The sequence below is a fragment of the Streptomyces sp. NPDC048270 genome, from assembly GCF_040652335.1.
Taxonomy (GTDB): domain Bacteria; phylum Actinomycetota; class Actinomycetes; order Streptomycetales; family Streptomycetaceae; genus Streptomyces.
This window is the reverse complement of sequence record NZ_JBEZLV010000040.1, coordinates 39,642-52,779: the sequence shown is the minus strand read 5'-3', so window position 1 is coordinate 52,779 and position 13,138 is coordinate 39,642. Positions and strand designations below refer to the sequence as shown.

The window sequence follows — 13,138 nt, the reverse complement described above, 5'->3', positions numbered from 1 at the left end:
GGTCCAGGACGTGGTGGGCCGCCGGGGCTGGCCCGCCCGGGCCCGGCGGCGCCGCGTCCGGCCCGGTCGCGCCCGTCGGGGGAGGCCGGCGGCTGCCCTGGTCCCGCCGGCGGAGCAGCCCCTCCACACCCCACGCCCCGGAGCCCCGCCCGACAACGCCTCCCGCCACCGCACCCCGCCCGGTCGCGCCCGCCGCCGCGGACCCCGGCCCGGCCGGCAACGCGTCCGGTCCGGCCACGGGCGACAGCGCCGCGTCGGCCCCGCCCACCCCCGCCGCGGCGGAGCCGGCCCCCGCAGAGCGGCCGTTGGCCTGGCTGCGGGGGTGGGGGCGGGGGCGGGCCAATCCGTCCGCCTCCTCCTCCGCACCCGCCGGAGCCGGAGCCCCGGCCGGAGCGGAAACGGGCGGCGCCGAGCCCTCCGCGGAAGCCGCACCGGCCGCTCGCGCGGACGGTGCGGCGGAGGGGAGCCCCGGGCTCCCGCCCGGCACCGGCACGTACCGACCCACCCCGGCACCCGGCGCACCCGGCGCACACCGCGCACCTCGCACAGCACGGCCGCCGGCCTCCGTACCGCCCGCCACCCCGGCGCCGGTGTCCCCGCCGCCCCGCGCCCCCCAACAACCCATCACCCCAACGGGAACGCGCCCCGCACCCCGACAACCCACCACCCCCGCGGAAACGAACCCACCGCCCCGCGCACCCCAACACCCCGCCACCCCAGCGGGAGCGACACCCGCGGGAGCGACACCCGCAGGAGCGACACCCGCAGGAGCAACCCCCCCGAACCCCGCTCCCGTGCGCCCCGCGAAGGCCGTCGCGCCGCGGCCCGTCGTGCGGGCCGCGGCGGTCGGTGGCGACGTAGCCGGGGTGCCGTGCCCCAACTGCCGCACACCCAACCCCCCCGACCGCCGCTTCTGCCGCCGCTGCGCCGCACCGCTGACGACGGCCACCGCCCCGGCGCCCCTGCCCTGGTGGCGGACGGTCTGGCCGCTGCGCCGCCGCACCCGCGCCGGCTCCGGCCGGATGGTCCGATTCCTGGTGGTCCTGGCCGTGGTACTGGCCCTGTGCGCCGGCGGCTTCCTGCTGATGCCCGCCGGACGCCACCTGATCGAGGACACCCGGGACAAGCTCGGCAAGGCCAAGGCCGTGACCGCCACCCGCGTCGAGGCGAGCGCCGAGCTGCCCGGGCACCCGGTGGCCCACGCCACCGACGGCCTCAGCAACCGCTACTGGGGCGCGCCCGCCCCCGGCGCCTCGGTGACGTACACCTTCGGCAAGCCGTTCCGCCTGGTCGCCGTGATCATCACCAACGGCGCCTCGTCGGCCCCGGAGGACTACGCGAAGCAGGCCCGGGCACTCCAGGTCGACATGGAGGTGACGGACCGGGACGGGCACAAGACGCACAAGAAGCTCACCCTGAGCGACAAGCCCGGCCCCCAGACGTTCCCCACCGGCATCAGCCACGCCACCACGGTCCGGCTGACCCTCGACTCCCCCGCCGGCCTGGCCCCCGACCGCCATGTCGCCCTGGCAGAAGTGGAGTTCTTCCAGCGCAGCTGACCTGCGGACGCGAGGAGACCCCTAGACTCCCGGCCACGGCACACGCCGGCACGGCACACGCCGCCACGGCACACGCCGGACTGCGGAGGGGGACCCGTGGACCACCTGCTCACCGTCACCGGCCAGTCGGCCGAGCCCGCGGCTCAGACCGACCTGGCCACCGAGAGCCTGTACGAGCGCCGGCACCTCCAGGAGTGGGTGATCGGAAACCCCCGGATCCTGGGGGAGTCGGTGCTCGTCGTCACCTCGGAGTACGACCGCTGGGCCGACACCGACGGGATACCCGCGCGCGACCGGCTGGACATCCTCGGGCTCGACTCCACGGGCCAGCTGGTGGTGGCGGAGCTCAAGCGGGGCATGGCCGACCGGGACGTCCACCTCCAGGCCATCACGTACGCGGCGCTCGTCTCGCGGTTCAGCCTCGACACCCTGGCGCACGCCCACCGAGCCTTCCTCGCGGCGCGCGGGCAGAGCCTCGGGCTGGAGGAGTGCCGGCAGGTGCTGCGCGAGCACGTCGGCGGGGAGCTGCGGCCCGAACTGCTGCGCAGGCCCCGGCAAGTGATCATCGCCGGCGGCTTTCCCAAACAGGTCACCCATACCGTGGTGTGGCTCTCCGAGATGAACCTGGACATCGATCTCGTCCAGGTGAGCATGTGGAAGGTGGCGGGACAGCTCGTCGCGGGGTTCAAGAAGGTCTACCCGGTCCCGGAGGTCGAGGAGTTCACCCTCGCCCCGGCCCGGAGCGCATCGGGCGCCGTCGCCCAGACCCTGCAAGAGCGCTCGCGGTCGCGCAACCGCGTGCACGTCCTGGTGGACGCGGGTCTGCTGCCGGACGGAGCCAGGCTCAGGCTCGTCCCGCGCAGCGGCGGCGGGCCGGCCGCCCTGCGGGCCCGGATCTCCGGCTGGGCGGGCGCGGAGGCCGGGCGCGGCACGGCCGTCTGGACGAACGACAAGGCCAAGCCGCTGACCTGGGAGGCCGACGGGCGCCCCTACACCCCGACCGGCCTGGCCGACCACGTCTTCCGTACCGTGACGGGCCGGTCCCCCGACGGCATCCAGGGCACGACCTGGTGGGAGATCGACCCCGACCACACCCCCGAGGGGGTCGACGCGGACGAATGGGCCGCCCTGGCCGGCCTGACCCTGGTCGACCTGGCGAACCAGGTCGAGGGCTCGGGCCGGGACTGGACCAGCCTGCACACCCTGCTGGAGCGGCTGCCCGCCGGACGCTGGACCACCTACGGCGACCTCGCCACGGTCATCTCGAGCCACGCCCTGCCCGTCGGCACCCACCTGGCCGCCTGCGACCGCTGCACCCACCCATGGCGGGTCCTGAACGCGAAGGGCAAGGTCAGCACCCGTTTCCGGTGGCCGGACGGCGCCCGGACCGACACCCCGCACGCCCTCCTGACGGCCGAGGGCGTACCCCTGACCGCGGGAATCGCCGCCCCGTCCGCCCGCCTGTCCGTCCGGGAGCTGGAGCAGCTGATCGAGGACTGAGGAGGCACGCCGGCCCCCGGCCACACCCTCCCCCGGGCACCCTCCCCCGGGCGCCGGGGACCGGGCAGCGGGGCGCCAGGCAGCGGGGACCAGGCGCCGGGCAGCGGGCAGCGGGCACCAGGGACCGGGCAGCGGACGCCGGGCAGCGGGCAACGGGCAGCGGGGACCGGGCGCCCCAGCCGACCGGCTCGCCGCCGTCGTAGGCGCGCACCGGGCGTCTGGCAGCCTGGGCGCATGGAATCCGTGCTGCTGACCCCCTGGAGTGCCGGGGACTTCTGGCTGTTGGAACGCAAGAACGAAGCCGCCATGACCCGGTACCTGGGCGGCCCGGAGCCGGCGGAGAAGCTCCTCGACCGGCAGCGGCGGTACGAGGCCCTGAGCGCCCGGGAGCCCGCGGCCGGACGGATGTTCCGGGTGGTGCTGGAGGCCACCGGGGAGAGCGTCGGCAGCGTCGGCTTCTGGGAGCGGGAGTGGCAGGGCGAGCCGGTGTACGAGACCGGCTGGGGCGTCCTGCCCGAGTTCCAGGGGCGGGGGCTGGCCGTCGCCGCGGTGACGGAACTCCTGGCCTACGCCGGGACCCACGGCACGCGCGACACCGTCCACGCCTTCCCCGGCACGGACCACGCGGCCTCCAACGCGGTCTGCCGCCGCGCCGGCTTCGAATGCCTCGGCGAGTTCCCCTTCGAGTACCCGCCCGGAGTCCCCCACCCCAGCTTCGACTGGTGCTACCGGCTCAGGGACGCCGCACCCGCACCATCAGGCCCCTCCCTTCCGTAAACGCGAAGCCCCGCCCCGACCACCCCTCGCCCGACTTGGCCACACCCTCGCCCCACCACGCCCGGCGCCCCCGACCCGGCCATCACCCCGCCCGGCCCAGCCACCGCCTCGCCCGGACCGGACACCACCCCGCCCGACCCAGCCATCACCCCGCCCGACCCGGCCACCACCCCGCCCGACCCGATCACCCCCGCCCCCAGCCCGCCCCCACCCCACCCCACCCCGCCCACCCGGCGCCCCCGCAGAAGCCGCGACGGGGCCGCCGCCGCCTCGTAATTCAGCCGCGTCCACCCCCGTGCGGTGGCATGCTGGCAGGGTGAACGGACCCGGCATTCAGCTCACCCTCGCCCCCGAACTGCGCCTTTTCGCCGCGCCCAGCCGGCGCGCCGATCGCGTACCGACCGCGACCGACGGCGCCTCCAGCCTCGGCCACGTCGTCGAATCGGCCGGCGTCCCGCTCACCGAAGTCGGCCGCCTCCTCGTCGACGGCCGCGAGGTGCCCGTCTCCTACGTGCCCCAAGACGGCCAGTCCGTCGAGGTGTTCGGCGTCGACCGCCCCCAGCGGGTGGTCGGCGCGCCGCTGCGCTTCCTCCTCGACGTCCACCTCGGCACCCTCGCCCGCCGCCTGCGCCTGCTCGGCGTCGACGCCGCCTACGAGAACGAGGACATCGGCGACCCGGCCCTCGCCACCCGCTCCGCCGCCGAGCAGCGCGTACTGCTCTCCCGCGACCGCGGACTGCTGCGCCGCCGCGAGATCTTCGCCGGCGCGTACGTCTACAGCGACAGCCCCGACGAGCAACTGCGCGACATCCTGGGCCGGTTCGCCCCCGCGCTGGCTCCGTGGACCCGCTGCACCGCCTGCAACGGCCCGCTCCACGAAGCCGACAAGGAGAGCGTCGGCGACCGCCTGGAGAACGGCACGCACCGCTCCTACGACGTCTTCGCCCAGTGCACCGACTGCGAGCGCGTCTACTGGCGCGGCGCCCACCACGCCAGCCTGGAGCGGATCGTCGACGAGGCGCTCCGCGAGTTCGGCACCGCCGATTCGGGGACCGTCTGACCCCGAGCGGCGCGATGCCGTGCCGCGGCGGCCCGCGGCTGGCAGACTGCCGAGGCATGACCGCCGCTCCGGGCACAGAGGACGCGCAGCACGCAGAGGACACCATCGACGTCGTCGTGGTCGGCGCCGGGCCCACCGGACTGCTCCTGGCCGGTGACCTCGCCGCCGCCGGGCTCTGCGTCACCCTCGTCGAACGCCGCCCCCGCACCGCCGCCAACCTGACCCGCGCCTTCGCCGTGCACGCCCGCACGCTCGAACAGCTCGACGCGCGCGGCCTCGCCGACGCGCTCGTCTCCACCGGCAGACGGATCGACCGCCTGCGCCCCTTCGGAGGCATGGCTCTCTCCCTTCAACGGCTGCGCACCCGCTACCCGTTCGTTCTCATCACTCCTCAATATGAGACAGAGAAACTCCTTGAGCGCCGTGCGCTGTCCACAGGGGCCGACATCCGATATGACAGTGAGCTCATCGAACTGACCCAGGACCGGGACACCGTCACCCTCGACCTGCGGCGCACCACCGACGGCACCCGCACCACGCTCCACGCCCGCCACGCCGTCGGCGCCGACGGCGTCCGCTCCACCGTCCGCACCGCCCTCGGCCTGCCCTTCCCCGGCCAGGCCGTCGTCCGCTCCATGATCCTCGCCGACGTCCGGCTGACCGACCCGCCCGAGGACCTCCTCGCCGTCGACGGCAACGCCGGCGCCTTCGGCTTCCTCGTCCCCTTCGGCGACGGCTGGTACCGCGCCATCGGCTGGCACCGCGACGGCCGCGCCCGGGACGGCGACCCCGTCGGCCTCGACGAACTGCGCACCATCCTGCGCACCGCCCTCGGCACCGACCACGGCATGCACGACCCCCGCTGGATGTCCCGCTTCCACAGCGACGAGCGCCAGGTCCCCCACTACCGCTCCGGCCGCGTCTTCCTCGCCGGCGACGCCGCGCACGTCCACTCCCCCGCCGGCGGCCTCGGCATGAACACCGGCCTCCAGGACGCCGCCAACCTCTCCTGGAAGCTCGCCGCCGTCCTCCACGGCCACGCCCCCGACCCCGAGGCCCTCCTCGACAGCTACCACCGCGAACGCCACCCCGTCGGACGCCTCGTCCTGCGCATCAGCGGCGCCCTGGTCCGCGCCGTCATGGCCACCGGCCCCGTCCGCCGCACCGCCCGCAGCCTCGGCGCCGCCGTCCTTCCGCGCATCGGCGCCGCCCAGGACCGCGCCCTCGGCCTGGTCTCCGGCATCGGGATCGCCTACCCGCCCCCGCCCGGCAGCCGCCGCCCCGCCGGCCGCCGCGCCCCCGACCTCGCCCTCGAACCCGGCCCGCACGGGCAGCGGCTCTACGAGGCCCTGCGCGCCGGCGGCTTCGTCCTCGTCACCCCGCCCGGCCGGCCCACCCCGCCCGGAGCCCGCCTCACCCACGTCCACTGGCGCACGGACCGGCGTACCGCCGCCCGCACCGCCTGCGTCCTCGTACGCCCCGACGGGTACGTGGCCTGGAGCGCGCCCCGGGCCACCGACGCCGAACTCGCGGCGGCCGTGGCGGCCCGGCTGCTGCCCGCCGCCACCGCCGCCCCCACGGCCGGCCCCGCTCAGAAGGCGTAGGCGTCCCCGGTGTCCAGCGCCAGCACCACGTGCTCGTTGTTCGCGTGGTTCCGGTCGGTCGCCCCGCCGTTCCACCAGGTGTCGACCCGCACCACCACCTCCGCAGTCCGCTCCCGCAGCTCCAGCACCAGCCCGATGTGCCGCCCGCGCCCGCGCAGCGGCAGCGGACCCGTCTCGCACACCACCTCGCGCGGACCGACCCGCGCACAGCCCTCCGACAGCTCCTGCCGGTCCGCGAGATCCGCCGAGAGCCGCACCCGCACCGTCGCGTTGGGCAGCGCCGAAGGCCCCTCGTTCTGCGGGACCAGCCAGATCCGCAACTGGCCGCGGGCCAGGGAAACCCGCCCGTGGTACGCCACGTCGGCCTCCGGCCCCGCCCCGACCGGGGGCGCCGCCACCGGGGTCGCGCCCGCGGGCACCGCCCCACCGAACGCCAGCAGCCCTGCCAGCACCACACTCCGTACGGCAATACGGCGCATCGCCACCACCTCCACGCGCGGACGCTAGCCACCACCCGGCCCAACCGGTCGGACCATCACACGAATGAGGGCGGGCCGTCCCGCCATTCGACCGCACCGCACCGCACCGCACCCCACCACGACCCCGGCCGCCGCCACCGCCCCTCGCCCCGCCGCCCCCGTAGGCTTCCGGCCATGCTCATCGCCCGCTCGGCCGCCCTCTTCACCCTCGCCGCCCTCCTCGAGATCGGCGGCGCCTGGCTCGTCTGGCAGGGCGTCCGCGAGCACAGGGGCTGGGCCTGGATCGGCGCCGGGGTCATCGCCCTCGGCCTCTACGGATTCGTCGCCACGCTCCAGCCCCAAGGCGACTTCGCCCGCGTCCTCGCCGCCTACGGCGGGGTCTTCGTCGCCGGATCCCTCGTCTGGGGCATGGTCGCCGACGGCTACCGCCCCGACCGCTGGGACGTCGTCGGCGCCCTCGTCTGCCTCGCCGGCATGGCCGTGATCATGTACGTTCCGCGGGGCCGCTGAGCCCGACCTATGCTGGCGGGTAATCGCCCGTACGAACGAACGAGGAGCCCCGCACATGAGCACGGCCGCCACCAAGACCGCCGTCGTCACCGGAGCGAGCAGCGGCATCGGCGCCGCCACCGCCCGGCAGCTCGCCGCGGCCGGCTACCACGTCGTCCTCACCGCCCGCCGCAAGGACCGCATCAAGGCGCTCGCCGCCGAGCTCACCGCCGCCGGCCACGAGGCCACCGCCCACGCCCTCGACGTCACCGACCGGCCCGCCGTCGACGCCTTCGCCGCCTCCCTCGGGCGCTGCGACGTACTCGTCAACAACGCGGGCGGCGCCATCGGCGCCGAGCCCGTCGCCACCGGCGACCCCGCCGACTGGCGCACGATGTACGAGGTCAACGTCATCGGCACCCTCCACGTCACCCAGGCCCTGCTCCCGGCCCTCACCGCCTCCGGCGACGGCACGGTGGTCGTCCTGTCCTCCACCGCCGGCCACTCCACGTACGAGGGCGGCGCCGGCTACGTCGCCGCCAAGAACGGCGCCCGCGTCCTCGCCGAGACCCTCCGCCTGGAGATCGTCGGCCAGCCCGTGCGCGTCATCGAGATCGCCCCCGGCATGGTCAAGACCGAGGAGTTCGCGACCACCCGCTTCCGCGGCGACACCGAGAAGGCCGCCAAGGTGTACGCGGGCGTCGCGGAACCCCTGTCCGCCGACGACGTGGCCGACACCATCACCTGGGCGGTCACCCGCCCCAGCCACGTCAACATCGACCTCCTGGTGGTCCGCCCCCGCGCCCAGGCCTCGAACACGAAGGTCCACCGCGAGCTGTGACACCCCGGCGGGCCGGCCGGTACGCACCGAGCCGCCGTCAGGCGTCCACGAGGTCCTTCGTACCGCACTCACCGGCCGCGGTCGCGGTCGCGCCGAGCTTGTCCCGGGCGAAGCCGAGGTTGCGGACCACCCGCTCGCGCTCGCCCGGCGGCAGCTTGCCGCCCGCCAGGAGGCGCTCCGCGCACCGCGCCGACTCCTCGTACTCGCCGACCCAGTACGCCGCCACCGCGAGCTCGTCGAGCGCGCGCCAGTCGTACCAGTCGAACTCCACGAACAGCACGTCACCCGGGTACGGGATCCGCGCCGCCTGTCGCGCGAACAGGTACGCGAGAGACCAGCGCTGCCCGTTGACCCGGCAGAGCCGGGCCAGGTCGCCCAGGGCCTCCGCACGCGAGGGACGGCTCTCGTGCGCCCGCAGGAAGCGGTCGACCACCTCACCCGGCGGCCGGCCCACCTCCACCGCGAGCCGTGCGGCGTACAGCTGCGCGCAGAAGACCTCCTCGGCGAAGCCCCCCATCGCCGCCCGCCGGTCATAGGCCTCCAGCGACTTCTCGGGCTCTCCCGCGTCCCGCCAGCTCTGGGCCAGGTAGAAGACGTAGCGGGCGTTGTCCGGCTCCTTGGCCAGACCCTGCTGGAGCAGCTCGGCATCGCGCAGGTACTTCGTGCGCTGGCCGTCCTCCCGCAGCCGCGCCCCGCCCCCCACCGAGAGGATGTGGGCGCCGGCCAGCGTCCCGAGGTCGTACGGCTGTCCGCACTCGATGTACTCGTGCAGGATGCCGACGTAGCGCCAGGGCAGCCGCGTGGAGACCAGGGCCGGACGCCAGTGGATGATCGGCCCGTCGTGCAGCGCGACCCGGTACGCGTCGTGGGTCAGCGGCGGCATGCGGAAGCCCGGCGCCACCTCCATCAGGTCGTCGGCGTCGATGAACAGCAGGTAGTCCGCGTCGCCACGGGCCATCGCGAGGTCGATCGCCTCACTGCGGCTCGCGTCGAACCCTCTGAACGGGCTCTCGTGCAGGGCGCCCGGCAGGTCCCCGAGCACCTCGCGGACGACGTCCTGGGTGCCGTCCGTCGACCCCGTGTCCAGGATGACCCAGCTGTCGATCAGGGGGCGTACGGATTCGAGGCAGCGCCGGATGACCGGCGCCTCGTCCTTGACGATCATGTTCAGGCAGACCGTTGATGTCACAGCCCATCCATCTCTGTGAGGTCGGATGTCGCTACCGGAGGAACGAGGGAGGGAAGAGGGAGGGAAGAGGGAGGAAGGGGAAGGGAAGGGGAAGGGAAGAGGTGCCGGGCCCGCGGGCCTACGGCTTGCGCTGGAGCAGCGTCACCGTCAGACCGCTGAGGTGCTCCGCCCCGTAGGCGGTGTACTTCGCGCGCAGCGCCCTGGCCTGCTGCACGGGAACCGCGTCCAGGGAGTCCGGGACGTTTCCGGGCACCACCACCCAGATCCGGCTCTCGTCCCTCAGACACGCCTCCGGCCGCCCGCAATGGGTCGGATACAGCTCGTTGTTCTCGGCCGCCGTCGCGGCGAGGAACACCTCCCGCAACGGAAGGTCCCGCCGCAGGTAGTAGCGGACCCCCTGGTCGAGCATCCAGGGCGCACCCCTGACGTAGACCACGGCGTCCCCGGGGCGGTGGTACTTCTCGATCGTCCGCGCGGCGCCCGCGTAGTCGGCGGCGTGCGGGACGTCGTGCTCGAAGGCGCCCCGCATCCTGCGCTGGTCGGGGAGTACGAGGAGCGCGAGTACGGCCAGACCCACCGCGACCGGCAGCCAGGACGCCCGCAACGGCAGGGACATCCGAGATGTGCGGGGCGCCGGCGCCGTCCGAGACGCCGGTGCCGTCCGGGACCCGCGCGTCGCCGCGGCCAGCCCCGCTCCCGCCGCCACGGCCCACGCCGGCACGGTGAACAGCACGTACTGGAAGCGGAAGTAGGAGACGGCGCCGTGCGACGCCGCCCACAGCACCAGCGGGGGCAGCAGGGCCACCGCCAGGCACAGGACGAGCCCCTCTCGGGCCTCCTTCCACGCCAGGGCCGCCAGAGTGATCACCGCCCCGGCACACAGCGCCGAGGCGAACACCTGGGGCCAGATCTCCACGAGCCCCCACACGCCCGGTGCCGGCAGCCAGAACAGCTGGCGGGACGCCTGCGCCCTGCCCAGCACCACCACCGGCAGCACACAGGCCGCGCCGGCGGCGACCGCGAGGCCGAAGCCCCACAGGCCGCCGCGCTCACGGCGGACGAAGCGGAAGACCAGCAGGGCCACGTGCCCCAGCACCACGGTGAGCGCGACCAGGTGCAGCAGCCCGACGACCGCCACGCACAGGGCGTACCCCGTCCAACGCCACCCGCTCCGGGGCCTGTCCAGCGCCCGGAGCAGCAGGTACGTGGCCAGGGTCGCGGCCAGGACCACCAGCGCGTAGCCGCGGGCCTCCTGGCCGAACCGGCTCACGGCGGGGATCAGCGCGAAGAGCAGCCCGCCGCACAGCCCGGCCCGTCGGCCGAAGAGCCGGGCCCCGATCAGCGCCACGCACGCCGCCGCGCCGCTCATGGCGATCGCCGAGGGCGTGCGCAGGGCGAGGTGCGAGTCGCCGAAGACGGCCGTCCAGCCGTGCATCAGGAGGTAGTACGCGGCGTGCACCGCGTCGACGTTCCGCACCAGGGCCGTGATCCGGCCGGTGCCGCGTCCGGCCACGTCCCAGGTGACCAGCTCGTCGGTGCCCAGCTGGGGGTCGCCGATCCCCACGAGGACGACCGCCAGGGTGGCCGCCATCGGCCACAGCCACAGCCCGGATCGCGCTCCGGGAAGGCGTCGTCGTCTCCTCTCCCCGGGCCGAACCTCCGCGTTACGGGCAGGACGGATCAGAGTGGTCACGGCACAGTCATAGCGCCGCCGCGGCGCCGCCCGGGGCTGGCCACGGACCGTGACTTCGGCATTCGCCTGATCGGCTGCGCACGTGCCTCCGATCTGATGATCAGCCCTCGCGCCTCCCGCCGTTTCGCACGGCCTGCCCCAAGGATCCCGCTCGAAGCCCACACGCTTCAATCCATCCGGTTCCACGAGGAGCACACACAGATGAGTCCTGAGAAAAGGACACCGTCCCGCATGGGCCCGCTTCCGCGGCAGGGCAGGTGGGTCGCCGGCGGGGCCTTGGCATCACTGGCGATCGTGATGCTCGGCTTCGCCAACCCGGCGCTCGCCGTCGCGGAAAGACCGCTGGCCGGGCCGCCGCCGATCGGCACGTCGGGCGGCGACCACTGTCGCGAGGGCAACGGCCCCCAGAACCGTCCCGACGGCGGGCCCGGCGACGGCCCCGGCGTGATGGGCTCCGGCGCCGACCGCCACGACAAGGACTGCGAGGGCCAGCCCGGCCCGACGGGCCCGACGGGAGCGACCGGCGCCACCGGAGCCACGGGCGCCACGGGTGCGACCGGAGCGACGGGCCCGACCGGAGCGACCGGAACGACCGGAGACACCGGAGCGACGGGTGCCACCGGAGCCACCGGAGCCACGGGAGCCACGGGGGCCACCGGAGCAACGGGAGCCACCGGCGCGACCGGTGCCACGGGCGCGACCGGCCCCGCGGGCGCCTGTGTCGGCGTCTCCTCCTCGTGGGACGAGGCGGAGGTCAAGTACACGGCGGTACTGGCCCCCGACGGCACCGCCTGGGCGGGCGTGTACGACTTCAACGCGCCCAACCCCGTGCTCCCGGCCTACACCTGGTACAACCTGAGCGAGCCGTCCACGACCTACCCGGCGGAGCCCTGCGGCATCTCGATCGTGGAGACCTCGGGCACCGTCACCGTCCAGGTCGTCACCACGGCCGGCCAGGTCTACGAGACCAGCTGCGCGGTGGTCGGCGGTGAGCCGAACACGCTCGACTGCCCGAGCCCCCGCATCTGGACTCCGGCCAGCCCGCAGGTCCCGGGAACGACCCTCGTCAACCAGGGCGCCCCCCTGAGGCCCGGCGTCAGCGCACCACCGAACAAGGGCCTGTCGAAGCTCAACATGCACCCCTGACCCCGTCAGACCCCCGCTGAACCCTGTGCCGTGCCCGGGCCCCTCCCGGGCACGGCACACGTGCGTCCCGGCCCGCGTCCGCCCGCACGGGTGAAGTCGAGCGGATCCCCCGCGGCCGCGGCTACGCTCCGAAAGCATGCGTCACGAAAGGGAGGAAGCTATGGCCGTGATACAGCACGAGACCACGATCGCGGAGGCCGCCGATCGACTCTCCAGGGAGCTTCCCGGGCACCGAGTGGAGATTCTCCAGGGGAGGCTCACCGTGACACCACCTGCCGACGGGGCACATGCGGAGTCCCTGACCTGGCTCACCGAGGAATTCTTCACAGCGGGGGCCCGACAGGCAGGACTCAGGTACCTGCAGGCGATCGGCCTGTGGCTGCCCTCCGGGCCGGACGACTTCGCGGTCCCGGACTTCTCGATCGTCGATGCCGACTTCCGTGACGCACACGTCGAGAAGAACTGCTACGCACCACACGTCTTCCGCATGGTCCTGGAAGTGACCTCGTCCAACTGGGCCGACGACCTGGGCCCCAAAGTGGACTGCTACGCCCAGGCCGGCATCCCGGTCTACCTCGTGGCAGATCGCCGTCACGACGAAGCCGTCCTCTACACCGACCCCCGCGCCGGCGAGTACCGCTCCAGGAAGTCTTTCAAGCGCGGCATGTCCGTCCCGCTTCCCGAGCAGGTAGGCCTCCGGCTGGAACTCTCCGTCGACCGCCTCCTCGACGGAGACGAGGGCTGAGCACGCGGGCTGAGCACGCGGACAGGAGCCCGGCCGATCGTGATCGGCCGGGCTCC

12 protein-coding genes and 1 pseudogene are annotated in these 13,138 nt (G+C 74.6%); 9 read left to right on the top strand and 4 right to left on the bottom strand.

Annotated features, from left to right (window positions below):
* A pseudogene (locus AB0D66_RS28185) lies at positions 1-343 on the bottom strand (hypothetical protein); the annotation flags it as partial.
* 451 nt (positions 344-794) lie between these two features.
* Here AB0D66_RS28185 and AB0D66_RS28180 point away from each other — a divergent pair.
* The 5 genes from AB0D66_RS28180 (at position 795) to AB0D66_RS28160 (ending at position 6,500) form a co-directional block, all read left to right on the top strand.
* Positions 795-1,559, top strand: a complete 765-nt coding sequence (locus AB0D66_RS28180; RefSeq protein ID WP_362309308.1) for a zinc-ribbon domain-containing protein — start codon at positions 795-797, stop codon at positions 1,557-1,559.
* A 96-nt stretch (positions 1,560-1,655) separates the two neighbouring features.
* Positions 1,656-3,059, top strand: coding sequence for a DNA-binding protein (locus tag AB0D66_RS28175; RefSeq protein WP_362309305.1), 1,404 nt, complete (start codon positions 1,656-1,658; stop codon positions 3,057-3,059).
* A gap of 234 nt (positions 3,060-3,293) precedes the next feature.
* On the top strand, positions 3,294-3,836 hold the full coding sequence (locus tag AB0D66_RS28170) for a GNAT family N-acetyltransferase (RefSeq protein WP_362309302.1): 543 nt from the start codon (positions 3,294-3,296) through the stop codon (positions 3,834-3,836).
* A gap of 316 nt (positions 3,837-4,152) precedes the next feature.
* Positions 4,153-4,896, top strand: a complete 744-nt coding sequence (locus tag AB0D66_RS28165; RefSeq protein WP_362309299.1) for a Mut7-C RNAse domain-containing protein — start codon at positions 4,153-4,155, stop codon at positions 4,894-4,896.
* Between the two features lie 56 nt (positions 4,897-4,952).
* On the top strand, positions 4,953-6,500 hold the full coding sequence (locus AB0D66_RS28160; RefSeq protein WP_362309296.1) for an FAD-dependent monooxygenase: 1,548 nt from the start codon (positions 4,953-4,955) through the stop codon (positions 6,498-6,500).
* On the opposite strand, the gene AB0D66_RS28155 is transcribed toward AB0D66_RS28160, so the two are convergent.
* Positions 6,488-6,979: a hypothetical protein gene (locus AB0D66_RS28155; protein ID WP_362309294.1), complete on the bottom strand. Its 492-nt coding sequence runs from the start codon at positions 6,977-6,979 to the stop codon at positions 6,488-6,490. The genes AB0D66_RS28160 and AB0D66_RS28155 overlap by 13 nt on opposite strands.
* Positions 6,980-7,153: 174 nt before the next feature.
* Here AB0D66_RS28155 and AB0D66_RS28150 point away from each other — a divergent pair, with 174 nt between their 5' ends.
* Both AB0D66_RS28150 and AB0D66_RS28145 read left to right on the top strand, forming a co-directional pair.
* On the top strand, positions 7,154-7,489 hold the full coding sequence (locus AB0D66_RS28150; protein ID WP_362309291.1) for a YnfA family protein: 336 nt from the start codon (positions 7,154-7,156) through the stop codon (positions 7,487-7,489).
* A 55-nt stretch (positions 7,490-7,544) separates the two neighbouring features.
* Positions 7,545-8,309 carry an SDR family oxidoreductase gene (locus tag AB0D66_RS28145; protein ID WP_362309288.1) on the top strand — a complete coding sequence of 255 codons (765 nt, stop codon included), beginning with the start codon at positions 7,545-7,547 and terminating at the stop codon, positions 8,307-8,309.
* A 37-nt stretch (positions 8,310-8,346) separates the two neighbouring features.
* Here AB0D66_RS28145 and AB0D66_RS28140 read toward each other — a convergent pair whose 3' ends face one another.
* Complete coding sequence (locus tag AB0D66_RS28140; RefSeq protein ID WP_362309285.1) at positions 8,347-9,498, bottom strand: glycosyltransferase; 1,152 nt, start codon at positions 9,496-9,498, stop codon at positions 8,347-8,349.
* 118 nt (positions 9,499-9,616) lie between these two features.
* On the bottom strand, positions 9,617-11,089 hold the full coding sequence (locus AB0D66_RS28135; protein ID WP_362309282.1) for a glycosyltransferase family 39 protein: 1,473 nt from the start codon (positions 11,087-11,089) through the stop codon (positions 9,617-9,619).
* Between the two features lie 333 nt (positions 11,090-11,422).
* Here AB0D66_RS28135 and AB0D66_RS28130 point away from each other — a divergent pair, with 333 nt between their 5' ends.
* Together AB0D66_RS28130 and AB0D66_RS28125 are read left to right on the top strand one after the other, a co-directional pair.
* Positions 11,423-12,337 (top strand): hypothetical protein, encoded by a 915-nt coding sequence (locus AB0D66_RS28130; protein ID WP_362309280.1) that lies wholly within the window; start codon positions 11,423-11,425, stop codon positions 12,335-12,337.
* Positions 12,338-12,497: 160 nt separating this feature from the next.
* Positions 12,498-13,082, top strand: a complete 585-nt coding sequence (locus AB0D66_RS28125; RefSeq protein WP_362309277.1) for a Uma2 family endonuclease — start codon at positions 12,498-12,500, stop codon at positions 13,080-13,082.
* Positions 13,083-13,138: the final 56 nt, after the last annotated feature.

Bases quoted from the DNA above. Each gene is read 5' to 3' on its own strand.
- AB0D66_RS28170 (WP_362309302.1), top strand. From the start codon at position 3,294: ATGGAATCCGTGCTGCTGACCCCCTGGAGTGCCGGGGACTTCTGGCTG.
- AB0D66_RS28145 (WP_362309288.1), top strand. From the start codon at position 7,545: ATGAGCACGGCCGCCACCAAGACCGCCGTCGTCACCGGAGCGAGCAGC.
- AB0D66_RS28135 (WP_362309282.1), bottom strand. From the start codon at position 11,089: ATGGCGGCCACCCTGGCGGTCGTCCTCGTGGGGATCGGCGACCCCCAG.
- AB0D66_RS28125 (WP_362309277.1), top strand. From the start codon at position 12,498: ATGGCCGTGATACAGCACGAGACCACGATCGCGGAGGCCGCCGATCGA.
- AB0D66_RS28160 (WP_362309296.1), top strand. From the start codon at position 4,953: ATGACCGCCGCTCCGGGCACAGAGGACGCGCAGCACGCAGAGGACACC.
- AB0D66_RS28130 (WP_362309280.1), top strand. From the start codon at position 11,423: ATGGGCCCGCTTCCGCGGCAGGGCAGGTGGGTCGCCGGCGGGGCCTTG.
- AB0D66_RS28150 (WP_362309291.1), top strand. From the start codon at position 7,154: ATGCTCATCGCCCGCTCGGCCGCCCTCTTCACCCTCGCCGCCCTCCTC.
- AB0D66_RS28155 (WP_362309294.1), bottom strand. From the start codon at position 6,979: ATGCGCCGTATTGCCGTACGGAGTGTGGTGCTGGCAGGGCTGCTGGCG.